Here is a 17,807-nt window from a genome sequence, read left to right as displayed (position 1 = left end):
TCATGAACGGGTTTGACAGACTTCTCACAAAATAGCCCGTCAGAAAATATCGCAACGCAACAGTCACGCGCGCGGCGGCGCCGGCCCTGGGCCGGCGCCCGAATGAGAACTGACCTCGAAAGGAGGCGCCCCCCCAATGGCCATCTCGGGCCGATCCACCCTCGTCGTTCACGGCCGCCTCGCCATGCGGGAAGGCCGCCTGGCGGCGGCGCGCGACCGCCGACATGGCCTGCAGGTCATGTCGTTCGAGCAGGCGGCGGTGCGGCTCGCCGGAGGTTTCGTCCGGCCGATTGATGATGAAAGCCTGAGCGCCGCGATCCAGGCCGTCTTGCCGGCAACGCCAATGGGCGAACTGGAGAGCATCAAATCGCTGCCCGGCATGATCGACGCAGCTGCGGGCACCCTGCACAAGGCGTGGCGCGCGGGCATGGACCTAGCTGCGCGAGCGGTCGATCATCTGCGCCTGGAGGCCATCGCACGCCTGGAAGCTGCGGTCCTCGACCAGCTTCCCGCCGGCATGATGCGCCCTGTCGACATCGTCGCCGCGGCGACCGGCCGTGTCGGCCATGCGCCGGCTATCATCGGTCCGATGGAAATCATCGGCCTGACCGAACTCTCGCCCTGCTGGAGGCCGTTGCTCCGAGCCCTCACCGCGCAGATCCCGGTGCAGTGGACGGCCGGCCCCAGGAGCGTTCCCGCGTGGCTGGAAGGCACCGGCGTTGCCGTTTCACGCGCGCCGGCGCAAACGCCGGAGATCAGTGCTGTGAGCGCGGCGACGGCTTATCACGAGGCCATCGAAGCGATGCGCTGGGCGCGGCGCCTGCTCGCCTCTGGCGTGTCGCCATCCGAGATCGCCATCGCGACCACGTCTCCCGCCGAGTATGACGATCATTTCCTGGCCCTGCGCGCCGACGCCAATATCGACCTGCATTTCGTCCACGGCGTCCGAACCGTGACCACCCGCGAGGGGCAGGCGGCTGCGGCGCTGGCCGACATCGTCGTTCGCGGATTGTCGCAGTCGCGCCTACGGCGCCTCGCGGCGCTGTGCCGGGACACGGGCCCTTTCGAGGTGCTGCCCGAAGGCTGGCTGCGCGTCCTGCCGGCAGATGCCCCGCTCTCGACGACCGGCGCCTGGAACCGCTTGCTGGCCCGGCTGACGCCGGAAGACTGGCCCGGCGGCACGGACCATGCCGCGGCGCTGCGCACAGCGGTCGAGACGTTGGCAAAAGGACCGGACGCCGCCAGCGAGATCGGTGACGTCTTCCTCAAGGGCCGCGCGCTCGCAATATGGCGCAAGGCGTTGCTCGCCGGCCCCGCCGCCTCGATCGACGCGACACTGCAGACATTGAAACGGGACGACGGACTGGAAGCGTGCGTTTCTGTCGCCTGGATGCCGGCCAGTGCGCTCGCGGCGTCGCCCCGCCGCTTCATTCGGCTCCTCGGGCTCAATTCCTCGCGCTGGCCGCGAGGGCTTGCCGAGGACCGGCTGATCCCGGACCACATCATCCCGACCTCCGTGGTCGATCCGCTTCCGGTGAATCTCGCCGACCGCCGCGACTTCGAGACGATCCTCGCAACGACGGCTGCTGAAGTCGTCCTCTCTCGTGCCCGGCGCGACAGCGACGGGCGCCTCCTGGGACGCAGCCCGCTGCTCGCTGGACATGGCGATGAAACCTACCTTCGCCGCAACGCGACGCCGGTTCATGCCTTCAGTGAGACCGACCGCCTCATGGCCCGGCCTGAGGAGTTCGCCGCCGATCCGCAGTCTATCGGCGCACAAGGCTGCTGGCGCGACTGGCGGCAGTCGCAGATCACCCCCCATGACGGGCTCGTGCGCGCGGACCATCCGCTGGTGCTCGCCATCCTTGGTCGCACCCAGTCGGCCAGCTCGCTTCGCCGCCTGCTGCGCAATCCTCTCAGCTTCGTGTGGGTCTATGCGTTCGGATGGCGCGAACCGCACAGCACCGCCGAACCGCTCGTGCTCGACGCGCTCGGGACCGGTGATCTTGTCCACATGGTTCTCGACCGTGCGCTGAGGGACCTCGAAGCCGGAGACGGACTCGCATCCGCCGGCGCGGAGACCGTCGAAGCGGCGGTGGCCCGTGCCGCTCAAGCGGTCGCCGCCGATTGGGAAAGCGAGCGTCCGCTTCCTCCCGCCGTCATCTGGGGCCGCAGCCTCGAGGACGCCCGCGTGATGGCTGGCCGCGCCCTGTCCTATGGCGACGATGTCTTGCCCGGCGCGCGCGCTTATGGCGAAGTCCCCTTCGGCGGCTCGGCACCAAAATCCGACGCAAAGACGCCGTGGGATGCGAGCGCGCCCGTCACGATCCCCGACACCGGCTTCAACATCGCCGGCTATATCGACCGGCTCGACATCTCGGGCGACGGTAAGCGCGCGCTTGTCCGCGATTACAAGACCGGCCGCCCGCCGCGGGGTGACATCCGGCTCAACGGCGGACGCGAGCTTCAGCGCTGCCTCTACGCGTTCGCCGTAAAGGCGCTCCTCGGCGACGACGTCGCCATCAGCGCCTCGCTGCTCTACCCGCGCGAGCCCGTCGATCTGCAGCTCGACGATCCCGAGGCCGTGCTCGCGGAGATTACGGGCTATCTCAGCGCGGCAAGGACCAGTCTTGCTGGAGGTGCGGCCCTGCAAGGCCCCGACACCGGGGGCGATTATGACGACCTCGCCTTCGCCTTACCGGCCAATGCCAGCGCCACCTATTACAAACGCAAGATGGCCGCCGCGACAGAACGGCTTGGCGAAGTCGCTCAGGTCTGGGAGGTGGAATAATGAGCAAGTTGTCCAAGAAGCTGAAGGATGACGGCGCGCGCCGCGATGCGATCAGCCTTCATGATCGTTCGATCCTGGTCGAGGCCGGCGCGGGTTCGGGCAAGACAGCCGTCATGGCCGGCCGCATCGCCGCCATGCTCGCAGAGGGCGTCTCGCCGCGTTCCATCGCCACCGTCACCTTCACCGAACTCGCCGCGAGTGAGCTGCTGTCGCGTGTCCGTGAGTTCGTCGCCGACCTCTCGGCTGGCAAGATCGCGACAGAACTGCGCGTGGCGCTGCCCGATGGGCTGACCCAGGCCCATCGCGACAATCTCGCTGCAGCCAGCGCCGCGATCGACGAAATCACCTGTTCCACCATCCACGGCTTCTGCCAGCGCCTGATCAAGCCCTATCCGGCGGAGGCCGACATCGATCCCGGCGCCAGCGTCATGGATCGCAACCAGGCCGATCTCACCTTCCTCGAAATTGTCGACGGTTGGCTGCGCGAGAGCCTGTCCGGCAGCCAGGGCGGCGTTCTTGCCGAGATGGTGTTGCACAGCCCCGGTGAAACCGTGGCGCTCCTCCACAAGATTGCCGAGAATCTGCGCCGCCGCCGCACGCTCATGGCTCCGCCCGTCTCGCCGCTTGACGACCATCTGCAGGCGTTCCGGCGGGCCGCGGCGGATTTCGCGGGTTTCATGGGCGCCACGGCGGCGGCCGAGCCGGAAACGGTGGTGATCGTCGAGTGGCTGACCGAGATGGCAACCGCCTTGGCGAGCGGTTCCGATCCCGCAACGCCCACGGGCCTCGTCCGGCTCCTGACCTCGCGTCCACACCCGGACCTGTGCACCAAGGCTGGTGCCTTCGCCTCCTACCGCAAGAAGGGCAAATGGCTCGCCGCGGCAAAGCAGGCCGGTCTCTCCAAGGCCGACGGCGACCGGCTGAACAACGCCGCCGACGCCCATTACACTGGATGCTGCGACGCCTGGGTTTCGCTTCTCCAGGCTGCGGCAGGTCAGGGTCTGAAGGCGCTGATCGAAGAAGCGCGTCCGATCCTGCAGCGCTATCGCGACCACAAGCGTGCAAGCGCCCAACTCGACTTTGACGATCTGATTTTCGCCGCGCGCGATTTGCTGCGCGATCATGACGCCGTACGCCGCGCACTGGGCCAGCGTTTCGCCCATGTGCTCGTCGATGAGTTCCAGGACACCGATCCACTGCAAACCGAGATCTTCTGGCGGCTGTGCGGCGAGCCGGCCGATCGCGATGACGACTGGACGCGGTTCCGAATCCGGCCGGGAGCGCTCTTCCTGGTCGGCGACCCCAAACAGGCGATCTATCGCTTCCGGGGCGCCGATGTTGGTGCTTATGTGCAGGCACGCAACGCCTTCCGCGCCCAGGACCCCGACAGCCTCCTGTCGATCTCTACCAATTTCCGCTCCTGCGCCTCGATCCTCACCTTCGTCAACGAGCGCTTCGAGGCCGTGCTCTCGGCTGACGGGCAGCCAGGCTTCTCCGCCCTAGACCCGTTCCACGACGATCGCGACGGCCTGTGCGTGGCGGCCCTCGACATCGCGGTCGCCGACGAAAACGGCAAGGCCAGCGCCGAGCAGCAGCGTGATGCGGAGGCCGATGCCATCGCCGATCTGTGCGCCCGGCTGATCGACAACTACCCCATCATCGACAGGCGCAGTGGAGCGGAACGCCCTTGCCAGCCGGGCGACATCGCCTTGCTGGCGCCGACTGGCGCGGATCTGTGGCGCTATGAGGAAGCCTTGGAACGCCGCGGCATTCCGGTGGCGACGCAGGCCGGCAAGGGACTGTTTCGCCGCCAGGAAATTCAGGACCTGATCGCGCTGGCGCGCGTCCTCGCCGATCGTCGCGACACGCTCGCGCTCGGCGCCCTGCTGCGCGGGCCCCTGGTCGGCCTCACGGAAGAAGAGCTGCTGGATGTCGTCTGGGGCCTGCCGCGCTCCGAGGAGGAACCTACTCGGATTCCGCGCCTCGACCTCAGTGTCGATCCTGCTGCCATCGCGCACCCGCTCGCACGCGAGATCATCGAGAGACTGCAATCGCTCTACCGGCGCGGCAACAGCACGACCCCGCACGAACTGCTCTCTCAGGCCGTGGATATGATGCGCGTGCGCCCTCTCCTCCTTGAGCGCCATCGTGGTCAGGCCGAACGCGCGCTTGCCAATGTCGATCTCTATCTCAGCCTGTCGACCGGCTACGCTGTGCGCGGCCTCCGCGCCTTTGCCGAGGCGATGACGGCAGCTTGGGCCGACGAGGCGCGCGCCGTCGAGGGCCGGCCCGACGCACAGGAAGAAGCCATCGCGCTCTTCACCATGCACGCGGCCAAGGGGCTCGAATGGCCGATCGTCATTCCGGTCAACACCATGACCGGCGTTATGGCGCCCGACAGCGCGATCACCGACCGACAGACGGACACCTTCTATTGCCCGGTCTTGGGCGTCGCGCCGGACGGTTACGAAGCCGTGCGGCAGACTGAGAAAGACGAGCTGGATCGGGAGCGCATACGGCTCTGGTACGTGGCCGCCACGCGCGCCCGCGAACTTCTCGTCCTGCCCCGGCTCGACACAACGCCGTCGAAGTCCGCCTGGATCGGTCTCGTCGATCTGTCGCTGGCCGAACTCCCCGGCCTGGATCTCTCGCATCTGCCCGCCGACGTCGCGACGGCTGGCACCGGAGCGGCCAATACCCAGACTCGCGCGATCTTCGCCACGGAAGCCGAAGCCATTGCCGCGCGGCAGGCGCGACTGATCTGGCTTGCGCCCAGCCGCGATGAGAACGCCGCCGGAGCCATGCTGCAGGAAGACGAGGCCAGGATCTGGACCGGATCGGCTGATGACCAGCCACCCGAACTGGAAGCCGTTGTTCTGGTTCAGGGAGGCCGCGAACGCGGACTGATCCTACACAAGCTCATGGAAGAGGTGCTAACCGGCGAAACCCATGAGGCCGAGGCCGCCCTTGCCGAACGGGCCGCCGAACTCATCCGTGCCCTCGGCCGGACTCCGGTCGCCGATCCGGTTACGGGACTATCGGCCGAAGAGCTGGCGGGCTGTGTTGTCCGGACCCTGGCACTACCCGCCATCGTGGTCTTACGACCAGATCTTTTCGCCGAATTTCCCGTCTATGCCGCGTATGCGGCCGACGGGGCGGAAACGGCAACGGCCGGGATCGCGGACGCCACAACTCTGACGTCTGAAGGCCGTCCCGCCGTCGTCGTGGATTGGAAGAGCGATGTGGCGCCCGATCCCCAGACACTCGACCACTACCGCGCACAGGTTCGGGCCTATCTCGACATGACCGGAGCCGAGCGCGGTCTGATTGTGCTGATGACCACAGGTGCGGTGATCGGTGTCGGGCCGACAGCCCAGCCGATGGCGGCTTGATCGGAGGGACTGTGCATGCCATCAACGTCTAGCGACGGTCGACGCATTGATGGGCTTCCCGCCGCTATCGACGATCTGCCGGCCTCCTCTCCGTTTTTTCTGGCGAATGCAAAGGCTCAATACCGGCTGCCGTGATCTCACTGATTGGCTGAGTTCTGTCGCAGATCCCCACGACGGCGGACTTGAAAAGCAACAGATACATTAGCATGGATTGATTGGTCGGCTAAACCGGGCCTCAGTACGCCGTCGGTAAAAGGCATGAAGACTGGGTATATTTGGGGGAGCGATTTGGCAGGCAAAATCTATGTCATCATGACGGGGAACGAAAACAGCCTTTGGTCTCGGTGCCTCAGCGAGAGCCTCGTAGCCCTCGAATTTGGCAAGACCTATTTTGATCCATGGCGCGCAGAAGACTACGATAGCTATCTGGAGGTTACGAAAGCTGACGCCGCCAAAGACGACTCAGAGGCCGACGTCAAAGGTCGGGCGACGCTCTGGTTCAATCGAGGTAACGACCTGACGCGCAGCGAAGGCGATTTCTGGCTCCACAGAGACAAGAACAGCGATAGTCTCTATTGGGCCCAGACGACGAGTGCCGATCCGGTTTTTGATCACTCCGATCCCGACAGCGTTATGCTCGCGAAGCCTGTCACCAAGTGGTCCCGCCATGACAAGAAAAAAAAGCCGTTGTCATGGAAGACGATCCATCCCGTCGCGAAGGACTATATCTCCTCAATGGCAGCCATGTTCAGCGTCGCCAATGCGGATATGAAAGGCTATGTACAGGCGCTCATCGACGGAGGTGACCTCACTCCGTGGCATTCGCGCCCAAAGTGGGAAGAACGCCTCGGAGCGCACAAAGGGAAGACCCTCGGATCGAGCGTGTCGCTGCATGAGCTCACTCTCGCAAACCTCATGCTCTCGATCACGGGCGCCGTTGCGAATTCGAATGGCCAGAAGGTCTTCAAAACCTTGAAGAACAAGGAACTCCATTGTTCCGAGGCCGAGATGAAGGCTCATCTTGCCAACCTCTACGAGGAGCAGAAGGGGAAATGCGCCATCACCGGCCTTACGATGCATCTGCATGGGCAGGACGATTGCGATAGCGATATGCTTGTTTCTCCAGACCGGATTGACAGCTACGGCCACTATTCGATCGGCAATGTTCAGCTCGTCTGCCGTTTCGTGAATTTCTGGAAGATGGCTCAGGATAATAACCGCTTTGCCGAACTCCTGGGCCGCGTGGTGGCCAACCGGCTCGCAGATACGTTGTAGCCGCGCGCATCGACCCTCCTGTCTCGCACGTTCAAGATGACAACGCGCAGTTCATTATCGTGCCGCAGGTAGTGACCGTCGAAACTAGCCAAGCGTTCGTTCGCGACTTCGAAAGTTGGACGATCACAAACGGATTTCGAGATTTGGTTGAGACCTTCTCAGTGTTCCTCGTGGCGGTGTTTTCGATCGCGGCGGAGTGGAGGCTCAGCTTGCGGCGCTTACAAAGACGCTTCCTCGTGTATCTGGTGGATCGAATGCCCCACCTCTGCGTCGGTCTTGCTGCTCTAGCGGAACAAATTTCGCATACCGCCTCCTAGCCGACCCTGAGTCTGGCCTGCTTCAAATGAGGTTGATGCTCGGTCGGCCGAAGCGAATGAGCAGCCATCGCGGCAATGAAAACCTCGGGCGTTTTCAGGTAGCGCTCCAGCTTGTTCTCCCTCATGAGCACTACGAACAGAGCGCACGTTTTCGCCTGACAATTGACTGACTTGCTGGGGTTGAACTCTATGTCCGTGAACCCGGCATATTGTATTTCGCCGTCCACTCGATTTTTGAGCCATACACGGTGGGGAAAGATGGCATGGAGATAAAGCCAATCGTAGAACACGGTCATAGGTTCTAGCGGGAACTCGAAGCTATCGAATTTGAAGCCCACCAGTGCGCCGGAATCGCGGAGTCGTGGGTCGCGCTTCGCATCGCGCGGCTCAACCTCGTACAGATCGGTGTACGGGCCACCGCGCTCGAATACCTTACTTCCCTGAAAGGCGTTCTCCAGCGGTATCTCGCCGATGCTGGTCATCACGCGCAGGTGAAACGCGCTAAGATGCCGACCGGCGATTTCGTCGGACTTGCTCGACACTTCTAGCAGCGGGGCATATCCAGCCTTCTTCGCGGCATCGTGAAGCGCCCGGATGTTCTTCTTCTTCTGAACCTCCGCGAAGCCACCAGCCCACGGAATTTCGAAATCCAAACGCGTGACGTAACCTTCGTCCTCGGTCGCAGGAATAAAGATTGGTCTCTCAGCCATTGCCGATGTTTCCTATCAGGTTAAGAGGAATGAGACAGGGCACTAGAACCTCGCACTTTTCGGCCCGTTGGCGACGTAGATAGATTTCAGGGTCTTTCCACTCCATACGTGTGTACAGTACCTCCCAATCGATCAGGGCGTCGGACTGATCAATTGGCACCGCTTCGACGCCGTTCTTGTTAGAAACTCCTGGAGTGAATTGGACTCCTTTGAACTGGAGCACTGACGGGTGTATTCGCAGGAAAATCGAGTTCTTGATCCGTCCATCTTGCCGCGCCACATATTCCATTGGATGGGTATCTAGAAAGCATAGGTGCACATATTTCCCCATGCCATTCTTGGCATCGGCATCCCGACTCACTTGATTGCCTCCCGGCGCAGGCACTTTGATGGCCTTTTGTTCGAGTTCGGCAATTGGATATAAACCACCTAACTCACGGATCAACGGCAGGTTGCTCCTATCAGTGAAGTGATAAAGCCGCGGAATTTTCGCGATTGAATCAATTGCCATATTCCCCTCCGTGCTGGCCGGGAGCGGCCTACCCCACGGGAATCTTAGGGCAGTCGACACCCAAAAGCCATGATGCGCGCCAAGGTGTTCAGATTGGCGACGTTCCTCAATTGTTCTATACGGTGAAGAGGATTCTCAATCGCCAGCTAGGGTTCGAATCGTCGTGAATGGCCGCTCCATAACGATCACCATCCCAGACATCGAAAGCATGGCCGACGACGAGTTAGAACAGCTCGCACGAATGCAAGATGGCCGATGGAGTGCGCAGACCAAAGCGCTTTTGCGCCGGTTCAACACCGATAAGCTCAATCTCAATCGGGCATGGGCTGGCACCTGGCAGGGCTGGACATGCCAATGCTGCCGGAGGACAAAGCCGCAGATTGCGAGACTCACGACATCCGGCGTCCTGCTATGTCAACTTGAATTGCACCACGACCACCTAGGCGATAAGGCCGGGAAGCTATTCGAGGAAATCAACCAGAAGTCGGACGATCGCGAGTTCAACATCCAAGTGTCGCATGCCAAGTACGGCATGCTCCAGTTCGTGGAACGCTTCGAACGAACGCTCATCTGTATCGACTGCAATCTGGCAGAGGGAAGCGCTAAGGCGGCACTCGACAGCGCCGTGGATTGGGACTTCACTTTCTCACCTAAAGAGATCACCGGGTTTATTCGCGCCACCGACAACGGTGTCCATACAGTCGATTTTGAGGCGGCACGCACGACGTGGGAGCGGGTGAAGCTAGACATCGCGGATCGCCTCGATTTTGCTGAGCGGATGGCAATACGGTTCGCCAAGGGGAAGAACCGTCGCGAAGTGGCGATCGGGATGCGGACCGATTTCTGGATCGATGACCGGGCGCTGGTATGGGCGCAGGTTACGGACGCATTGCCGCACCTAGACCGTGGCAGCATCGGCATGAAAGTACTTGCCCGATCGGTTGCGCGGGACGCCGTTGGCAAATCAGCGAAACGGAAGGTGAAGCGTGCCGGCAAGCCGCCCACCGATGCTGAGTTCGCCGATGTAGGGGGCCAGAACGGCGAACAAAAGCATTGGAATGCTGTAAGCGAGGATTGGACGTGCGGGTGCTGTAAGCGCTCCAAGCGGGAGATATGCAGGAAGTCGAACAAGGGAAAATGGACGGCGCGCATCCACATCATTCAGGATTGGGTCGCGGAGGAGGATGTCAGCAACCTCTACTGGCGCGGTGGCGACGTGACGGGTGGAATGGTAATCGGCTCCCATGTCACTGTGCTCATCTGCCAAGACTGCCGGCATATCATTTCTGAGGTCCAACGTCGTGATGGCACTTTGGAGGAGTCGAGCTTGACGATCGGAGAGGTAGAGGCTGCTATCGTCGCAATTGCCCCTAACCAGATGCACGATGTTGACTATGAGTGGGCAATCGAGACAGCGCGGAACAACCGCGATCTTGTTGCAGCCGTAGACGAGTATCACCGGCACGCACGCGATGCCCTTGCAAAGTTGGCTCGTGCCAAATGGCTCATGAAAGCCGTTCCATGTTCTTTTGAGAAGGCACGCGACTTCATGGGTTACGAGCACGCAAAGGCGGAAGACGTCGATCTAGAGGAAGGCGACGCCTACATGGATTGGCTGCTAGGTGAAGGCCTTAGATTTGAGGAGAGCAGCGCAACAGGATAATCCTTATCCTGTTGCCACTCCGAGGAGCGCGATTGCCCGCGGACGCCAGGATGACGACGTCGAGCTCGCGTGCCAGTTCATCCAGCGTCGCGGCCCAGGTGCCGACCTTTCCTCCGGTCGTCGCTTGACTGACTCCGACGAACGGGATTTGTGGAGGGCATTAGCCTAGGCAAACCTTTCGTCCCCGTGAAGGCCGAATGCTGCCTAAGGGTGGTTGGAGGGATCCTCATTCAGGCGCCTCGGATAGGACATCGAGATCACAGCCTTCGATTTCATCATCCTCGTCGTGCTCCCCGCTTCCCAACCCGGCCGGAATATCGCCCGCCAGCAGCTTCTCCTTGGAAAGTAGCCCTGCGTCCTCGAGCGCTTCGAAATCCGGCAGGTCGCGCAGCGTGTCGAGCCCGAACTCCAGCAGGAATTCTCTTGTCGTCACGTAGGTGTAGGGCGCGCCCGGCGTTGGGCTGCGCGGACCGGAAGCGATCAGGCCGGCACCGCGCAGATGACCAATAAAATCGCGACTGATCTCCTTGCCGAAGAAAGACGACAGTTCGGCGCGGATGATCGGCTGGAAGTAGCCGATGCACATCAGCACCAAAACCTCCGACTGCGTGAGATCGGCCGTCTTCCCACTTCCACCTACAGCAGCGCGGATGGCGTCTGCATAGGCAGGCCGGGTCAGGTGTTTCCAGCCGCCGGCGACGGCGACCAGGTCATAGGGCCGCCCGCGCAGCTCTTCGCGGATGTCGTCGATCAAAAGGTCAACGCTGCAGCTTTTTCCGACGATCCGCGCCAGCGTTTCGCGGCTCACCGGTTCGCTGGCGGCAAAGATCGTTGCCTCGACGCGGTTCATCCACTCGCGCCAGCGCGCCTCCGGTGGCAGATGATCCAGCTCCCGGTCAAACAGCTGGTCAGCTGATCGACGTTCGTCCGATCGACGGTCATCTGGCCTATCCTTTCCGCGTCTGCGCGCCGCTTCCGCCATGGTCGTCAAAGCCCGTAGATGCGGAAGGTGGGGCGGCCAGACAGCTCGCGCACGGCACCGAGTTCGACCAGCCGGTCGAACAGGCGGCGAAGGCCGCGGTCGCTCATGCCGGCGATCTTTTGCGATGCCACGATCGCGTCGTCGGACAGGAGCTTTTCGACAACAGCATCCGCGGCCTTGGCCCTAAGTTTCGGAGCTACCGCAAGCAGCCGGTCCGCGCGGCGCTCGAGCTCGGCGGACAGATCAATCGCGCGCAACGCGGCGCGCGCCTGCGCGGCAAGCAGATTTTTGGCACGCTCAGGATTTGTCTCAATGCCTGTCGCCACTGAGCTGGCTGCCGATCGACGCGGGCGGGTGCTTGTGCCCAAGGCCGCCTCAGCGCCCAGCAGCGGCACCGCATGTGCCCAAACCAACCGCCGCGCCAGCAGGGCGTCGGCGAGCCAGCATCCAAAGGCTCGTGCGAAGCCATATCTTTCGGTGGCCGTGAACGCGCCGGTCAGCATGCCGACCGTTCCGATGCCCGCGGAAAGCTGTCGAAGATCGTCCGCCAGGTCGCTGACTGCGTCATCGTCGCGGCGGAGACCGAGGTCATCCAGCACCGCGCCCATGCTCGCCTCGGTCAGCAGATTTTCAGCTGGCGTAGCGGCTAGCTTGCGCCAAGCCACAAGCATCCTGCCGGCGGGACCGACGGACAAAAAATCGCCCGGGCGTGTGAGCAGTACGGCGTCGCGCAGCGCGCTTTCACCCTCGACGCGGCCAGCCTGCCTTGCCGTCACCCCTGCGGCGACGAGCGCCAGCCGCTGGCGCCAGGCGCCGGCCCACCGCTCCTGCCGGCGGACCACCGCATCGAGCGCGCCGATGGCGGCGCCGGTAACGAGTGCGATATCCTCGACGTCTTTGCCCGCAACGGTTTGCGCATCGGCGACGGCGCGGCGCAGCCAGGTCGGGACGAGGACCGCCGGCGTGGCGATTGGCGCTCCAGGGAGCGGACCAAAGTGGCGCGAGAGGGATTGGGGCCGCAGAATCATTGCGAATGAGCATGAATCATGGCGGCGCTTTTAGCAATTGAATTGCACAGAAAGCGCTGCGCCTGTCGTGCCAACAAAACGAACGATAATGTTGCATTATCGTTCGTTTTGCTGTCTATAGAGGAAATGGCCGTTTTCATCGATCGCAAGCCCGGAAATCACGCTCAGCGAAGTTCCGCAACGTCCCATAGCACGGCGGCCGCCGTCGAACTTTCCGCCGCCCCAACGCCGGCCGCGCCGTCAGCGCCGATTGCCGGCGACTGTCTCGACAGCGGCGGTCTCGACAACGAGTTGCCGGACATCATCGATCTCGTCATGGCAATGGGCCGGCCTGTCGACGGCACCTCGGACGGGACGCCCTCCCCTCCCCTGTCGTCCACCGCGCCAAATCGCCTGCCGGCACACCTGGAGCAGCTCGCCGACCGCGCCCGCGACTATGTCGAGGCGGCAAGTTCGGCCAACACGCGCCGCGCCTATGCCACCGACTGGAAGCATTTTTGCGCCTGGGCACGCCGCCAGAATCTGGAGGTGTCGCCCCCCGACCCGCAGACCGTCGGTCTCTATATCACCGCCTGCGCGTCCGGCAAGGTAACGGGGGACAAGAAGCCGAACTCCGTGGCGACGATCGAGCGCCGTCTCTCCTCCCTTACCTGGAATTATACGCAACGTGGCCAGCCGCTCGACCGCAAGGACCGCCATATCGCCACTGTGCTCGCCGGCATTCGCAACAGCCACGCACAGCCGCCACGGCAGAAGGAGGCACTTCTTCCCGAGGATCTGATCGCGATGCTGGAGACCCTAGACCGCGGCACCCTGCGCGGCCTGCGCGACCGCGCCATGCTGCTGCTTGGCTTCGCTGGCGGCCTGCGTCGCTCGGAAATCGTCGGCCTCGATCTCGGCCGTGATCAGACCGAGGATGGCCGCGGTTGGGTGGAAATCTTCGACAAAGGTGCTTTGGTGACGATACGGGGAAAGACCGGCTGGCGCGAGGTCGAGATCGGCCGCGGCTCCTCCGACGCCACCTGCCCGGTGGTCACCCTGCAGACCTGGTTGAAACTCGCTCGTATCGCGCACGGACCGCTGTTCCGCCGGGTAACAGGCCACGGTAAAGCGGTTGGAGCCGAGCGGCTCAATGACCAGGAAGTTGCACGGCTGGTCAAGCGCACCGCGCTGGCCGCCGGGGTTCGTGGCGATCTGTCGGAAGGCGAGCGCGGGACCAAATTCTCTGGGCATTCGCTGCGCGCCGGCCTCGCTTCCTCGGCCGAGGTCGATGAGCGCTACGTGCAGAAGCAGCTCGGCCATGCTTCTGCGGAAATGACCCGTCGCTATCAGCGCCGGCGCGACCGGTTTCGGATCAACCTCACCAAGGCAAGCGGGCTGTAAACGCCCCTTTAGAGGAAGCCCGCCCCTACCAAGGGCCAATAAACTCCGTTTGCGCGAGCCTTGCTGCAATCACTATATGTCGATAGATTACGGTTCTATCGACATGATTTGGCAATGTGTCGATGCCAACGACATATCAACCCCGACATGTCGATCGAACAGGGAACCAGCGACATGACGTTTCAGGCTGACCGGCCTTACAATGACCTCCCTCCCCTGCCCCCAAAGGAGGATGTTGAAACGAAGGTGGTGCTCAAGGCCTGCATAGTGGCGCGCGCGGCCCTGGCAGAGCTCAGGGTATCGGGTCAGCTTATCCCGAACCAAGCAGTCCTCATCAACTCTATCCCGCTCCTAGAAGCCCAGGCAAGTTCCGAAATAGAGAACATCGTCACGACGACGGACCGCTTGTTTCGCTTCGCCAATGAAGCCGGAAATCTCGCTGATGCTGCCACGAAGGAGGCGCTGCGCTACCGCACCGCGCTCAATCAGGGCTTCCGAACTCTGCAAGAGCGTCCTGTGACGACATCAACGGCAGTCGCGGTGTGCCGCACCATCAAGGGCGTCGAACTGGACATTCGGTCGACGCCCGGCACGGCCCTGGTCAACCAGGCGACGGGTGCGGTTGTCTACACCCCGCCCGAGGGACAGAACCTCCTGCGCGACAAGCTGGCGAACTGGGAGCGCTACATCCATGAGGCCGAGGACATCGATCCGTTGATCCGCCTCGCCGTGATGCACTACCAATTCGAGGCCATCCATCCGTTTGTCGACGGCAATGGCCGAACAGGCCGCGTGCTGAACCTGCTCTATCTGGTTGACAAGGGCCTCCTGGATATCCCGGTGCTCTATCTAAGCCGCTATATCATCCGAAACAAAGGAGCCTACTACGATCGCCTTCTCGCCGTGACGACGGAGGGCGCGTGGGAAAGTTGGATCCTCTACATGCTCGCCGCGGTAACTGAGACTGCTGGCTGGTCAACTGCCCGTATACGCGCGATCCGCGACCTGCTCGACCAGACCGCCGAGCGCTTGCGCCGAGACCTCCCGAAAATCTACTCCCGAGAGCTTGCCGAGATAATCTTCGTCAATCCGTACTGCCGTATCGGCGACCTGGTTTCATCCGGCATAGCGAAACGACAGGCGGCATCGGTCTATCTGAAGGCCCTCGTCGACAATGGCCTGTTGCAAGAAGTCAAGGCTGGTCGCGAGAACCTCTATATCAATCCGGCCTTGCTGGCGCTTCTCACCGAGCGCGAGCCGGCGCAAGGCGGCCGGTGAAGCCCTCACCTTCCTAACGGCACTAAACCGCCCAGCCGTGCATCTCGCCCTCATCCGAAGACGACCGTTTGATTGCCCTGGTTTCCGGCATATCTGATTCGTGCCTGGACTTTTTCGTTCGCTACATTGCCGCCAAAATTGTTCATCCGAGGTCACCGTTGGCCAATGGCCAGGCACGATCCTCGCCGGCCGCCTCCTCTTTTCGGGGGCGCTCCTGCAAGAGTTGGCATGCCGACACCCGCCATTCGCGCCCCTCTTAGGTCACCCGCATTTTCATCCGGTCACCCTACCATCACGGTTGGGGCTTGAGCGCCGCCACAGCATCGGTCTGACAGAGAACTGCCGTCCACGGCTTTTCGGCCAGCAACTGAGTTTCTTGAGGGACCGCGATCAGCGGCGATGATGCCCGCTGTCTTCATCTTATCGTCTCACCGGGAGCGGCACGACATTCTCGTGGCTTGGCAGATCGAAAACCATAGCCAATTGGCGTGTCATGGCCATTTCGACGGCCAACTCTTCAATGGACTGATCGGGTAAACCGGTCTTGACCCTGGCGAACCAGCCCGGCGAGCTTATGCACTTGAACCGGAACCATGTGAGGATGCTCATCGAGCAACTTACTGATCTCGATCACCACGTCAGCATCGATGTTCTTTGGCAATTCGCGCATAGGCGGGCCCTCGATAAACATGAAGATGCGAGCAGTCTGAAAGTGATCGTGCGCACGTGCCTGCCCCGACCGTGCCTGCCGACACTACACCGCCATCGCCCTACACCAAGAGAATGCGTCAGTCAGTCCGGCGAGTCCAGAAATGTCGGCTCGAGCCGGCATCCCCTCCCCTACCCGATATATTCTCGCGAGCGAGCGCCCAGACCACGTCCCCGATGATCTGAACTCCGCGCGGCCATTTGCGCGCCCAGCGGCCATGCCCCGGCCTCGACTGAGATCTACGCGGCCGCGTGCGGCCGCTTGCAATCCCTGCCCGACAAGCATGATTTTACTGCCGTAAAAAATCGCCTTTGTTACAGAGAAAACATGTGTTTAGCTCATAGAGCGGGACAATATGGGCTTCCACACATGAGCATTGGCTTCATGACATCAGCTGCAGCCGGCAGTAAAAGCCCCTCGGCCCCGTAAACCTTCTGTTAACCTAAAACTTCTTGCCGCGGTTGACCGAATCGGAGCTTAATGGCGCTTGTTGAGTGGATTACTTACAAAAAGCGCCAATTCAGGTTTCGACAAGAAATGAACATTGCCATGCGGCTGCCACGCTTCGAGTTCGATAACACGATCATCGAGCAGGGCGAAGAGATATCGCGGCGACTGAATCAGCTTCGTATGGAGAAGTTCCCGCCCAACGCGACCAAGACCCTTCGGTCTTTTTCGATGGCGGAGGTAGCCCACTATCTGGGAGTATCGCAGAACAATCTGAAGCGCCTCCATCTGGAACGCAAGGGCCCCCTGCCCGAGCAGATACCGTCGGGGCGCCGATCCTATACCGCCGAGCAGATGCTTGAGCTGCGCCATTTCCTGGACCGACACGGCAGGACCGAGGTCAAGAAATACGTCCCGCACCGCAAGGCTGGCGACAAGCTCCAGGTTGTTGCTGTCGTGAACTTCAAGGGCGGCAGCGGGAAGACAACCACCGCCGCCCACCTCGCCCAGCATCTAGCCCTGACGGGCCATCGCGTCCTTGCCATCGATCTCGACCCGCAAGCCTCGCTGTCCGCCTTGCATGGCTTCCAGCCGGAACTTGATCGGAACCTCTCTTTGTACGAGGCGATCCGTTATGACGACGAGCGCAAGCCGATCTCCGACGTGATCGTACCGACGAATTTTCCCGGTCTGGATATCATTCCAGCCAGTCTTGAGCTGCAGGAGTATGAGTACGACACGCCGCTCGCCATGCAGGACAGAACGTCCAACGTAGGTCGCCAGTTCTTTACTAGGCTTGCAAGGGCGTTGTCGGAGGTGGACGACCGCTATGACGTCGTGATTGTCGATTGCCCTCCGCAACTCGGCTATCTGACTTTGACGGCGATGTCGGCGGCGACATCTGTCCTCATCACGGTTCATCCTCAGATGCTCGACCTGATGTCGATGAGCCAGTTCCTGCTGATGCTCGGCGGCATCTTGAAGACCATCAAGGCAGCCGGTGCAGCAATCGAGCTGGATTGGTTTCGCTACCTGATCACGCGCTACGAACCGACAGACATCCCGCAGGCGCAGATGGTTGGCTTCATGCAGTCGATGCTGGCTGGCCAGATTCTCGAAAATCCGATGCTCAAGTCGACGGCCATTTCGGATGCGGGGCTGACGAAACAGACACTCTACGAGGTCGAGAAGTCGTCCTTTACCCGCTCTACCTACGACCGCGCACTGGAATCACTGGATGCGGTGAATTCCGAGATCGCCACGCTCATCCATCGCGCATGGGGCCGGTCATGACGGCGGGTTTTACGGCAGTAAATAATAG

At 62.0% G+C, this 17,807-nt stretch carries 11 protein-coding genes; 7 read left to right on the top strand and 4 right to left on the bottom strand.

What is annotated here, in order from left to right:
- Positions 1 to 136 precede the first annotated feature (136 nt).
- The 3 genes from AC1D1L_RS30955 (at position 137) to AC1D1L_RS30945 (ending at position 7,458) form a co-directional block, all read left to right on the top strand.
- On the top strand, positions 137 to 2,791 hold the full coding sequence (locus tag AC1D1L_RS30955) for a PD-(D/E)XK nuclease family protein (RefSeq protein WP_477345168.1): 2,655 nt from the start codon (positions 137 to 139) through the stop codon (positions 2,789 to 2,791).
- Positions 2,791 to 6,183 (top strand): UvrD-helicase domain-containing protein, encoded by a 3,393-nt coding sequence (locus AC1D1L_RS30950; RefSeq protein WP_477345166.1) that lies wholly within the window; start codon positions 2,791 to 2,793, stop codon positions 6,181 to 6,183. The genes AC1D1L_RS30955 and AC1D1L_RS30950 overlap by 1 nt, the downstream gene beginning before the upstream one ends.
- A 288-nt stretch (positions 6,184 to 6,471) precedes the next feature.
- Positions 6,472 to 7,458 carry a hypothetical protein gene (locus AC1D1L_RS30945; protein WP_477345164.1) on the top strand — a complete coding sequence of 329 codons (987 nt, stop codon included), beginning with the start codon at positions 6,472 to 6,474 and terminating at the stop codon, positions 7,456 to 7,458.
- Positions 7,459 to 7,771: 313 nt separating this feature from the next.
- Here AC1D1L_RS30945 and AC1D1L_RS30940 read toward each other — a convergent pair whose 3' ends face one another.
- Complete coding sequence (locus tag AC1D1L_RS30940; protein ID WP_477345162.1) at positions 7,772 to 8,485, bottom strand: DarT1-associated NADAR antitoxin family protein; 714 nt, start codon at positions 8,483 to 8,485, stop codon at positions 7,772 to 7,774.
- Complete coding sequence (locus tag AC1D1L_RS30935) at positions 8,478 to 8,996, bottom strand: DarT ssDNA thymidine ADP-ribosyltransferase family protein (protein ID WP_477345160.1); 519 nt, start codon at positions 8,994 to 8,996, stop codon at positions 8,478 to 8,480. The genes AC1D1L_RS30940 and AC1D1L_RS30935 overlap by 8 nt, the downstream gene beginning before the upstream one ends.
- Before the next feature lie 208 nt (positions 8,997 to 9,204).
- Here AC1D1L_RS30935 and AC1D1L_RS30930 point away from each other — a divergent pair, with 208 nt between their 5' ends.
- A complete protein-coding gene (locus AC1D1L_RS30930; protein ID WP_477345158.1) occupies positions 9,205 to 10,659 on the top strand; it encodes a hypothetical protein in 1,455 nt (484 codons plus the stop codon).
- A 226-nt stretch (positions 10,660 to 10,885) separates the two neighbouring features.
- Here AC1D1L_RS30930 and scpB read toward each other — a convergent pair whose 3' ends face one another.
- Entirely contained in the window at positions 10,886 to 11,641 is a 756-nt protein-coding gene (scpB, locus tag AC1D1L_RS30925; protein WP_477345156.1) for an SMC-Scp complex subunit ScpB, read from the bottom strand.
- Positions 11,642 to 11,646: 5 nt separating this feature from the next.
- Positions 11,647 to 12,669: a DUF1403 family protein gene (locus tag AC1D1L_RS30920; protein ID WP_477345154.1), complete on the bottom strand. Its 1,023-nt coding sequence runs from the start codon at positions 12,667 to 12,669 to the stop codon at positions 11,647 to 11,649.
- Positions 12,670 to 12,795: 126 nt separating this feature from the next.
- Here AC1D1L_RS30920 and AC1D1L_RS30915 point away from each other — a divergent pair, with 126 nt between their 5' ends.
- The 3 genes from AC1D1L_RS30915 to repA all read left to right on the top strand — a co-directional run bounded on the left by AC1D1L_RS30915 (position 12,796) and on the right by repA (position 17,779).
- Positions 12,796 to 14,052, top strand: a complete 1,257-nt coding sequence (locus tag AC1D1L_RS30915) for a site-specific integrase (protein WP_477345152.1) — start codon at positions 12,796 to 12,798, stop codon at positions 14,050 to 14,052.
- A gap of 174 nt (positions 14,053 to 14,226) precedes the next feature.
- Positions 14,227 to 15,330: a protein adenylyltransferase Fic gene (fic, locus tag AC1D1L_RS30910; RefSeq protein ID WP_436175446.1), complete on the top strand. Its 1,104-nt coding sequence runs from the start codon at positions 14,227 to 14,229 to the stop codon at positions 15,328 to 15,330.
- 1,246 nt (positions 15,331 to 16,576) lie between these two features.
- Positions 16,577 to 17,779, top strand: coding sequence for a plasmid partitioning protein RepA (gene repA / locus AC1D1L_RS30905; RefSeq protein WP_214393836.1), 1,203 nt, complete (start codon positions 16,577 to 16,579; stop codon positions 17,777 to 17,779).
- Positions 17,780 to 17,807 lie beyond the last annotated feature (28 nt).

This window comes from Mesorhizobium sp. P2_D6, assembly GCF_056404315.1.
This window is presented reverse-complemented; position numbering and strand designations above follow the sequence as displayed.

Bases quoted from the DNA above. Each gene is read 5' to 3' on its own strand.
- AC1D1L_RS30930 (WP_477345158.1), top strand. From the start codon at position 9,205: ATGGCCGACGACGAGTTAGAACAGCTCGCACGAATGCAAGATGGCCGA.
- repA (WP_214393836.1), top strand. From the start codon at position 16,577: ATGAACATTGCCATGCGGCTGCCACGCTTCGAGTTCGATAACACGATC.
- AC1D1L_RS30935 (WP_477345160.1), bottom strand. From the start codon at position 8,996: ATGGCAATTGATTCAATCGCGAAAATTCCGCGGCTTTATCACTTCACT.
- AC1D1L_RS30955 (WP_477345168.1), top strand. From the start codon at position 137: ATGGCCATCTCGGGCCGATCCACCCTCGTCGTTCACGGCCGCCTCGCC.
- AC1D1L_RS30920 (WP_477345154.1), bottom strand. From the start codon at position 12,669: ATGATTCTGCGGCCCCAATCCCTCTCGCGCCACTTTGGTCCGCTCCCT.
- AC1D1L_RS30940 (WP_477345162.1), bottom strand. From the start codon at position 8,485: ATGGCTGAGAGACCAATCTTTATTCCTGCGACCGAGGACGAAGGTTAC.
- scpB (WP_477345156.1), bottom strand. From the start codon at position 11,641: ATGGCGGAAGCGGCGCGCAGACGCGGAAAGGATAGGCCAGATGACCGT.
- fic (WP_436175446.1), top strand. From the start codon at position 14,227: ATGACGTTTCAGGCTGACCGGCCTTACAATGACCTCCCTCCCCTGCCC.
- AC1D1L_RS30915 (WP_477345152.1), top strand. From the start codon at position 12,796: ATGGCCGTTTTCATCGATCGCAAGCCCGGAAATCACGCTCAGCGAAGT.
- AC1D1L_RS30950 (WP_477345166.1), top strand. From the start codon at position 2,791: ATGAGCAAGTTGTCCAAGAAGCTGAAGGATGACGGCGCGCGCCGCGAT.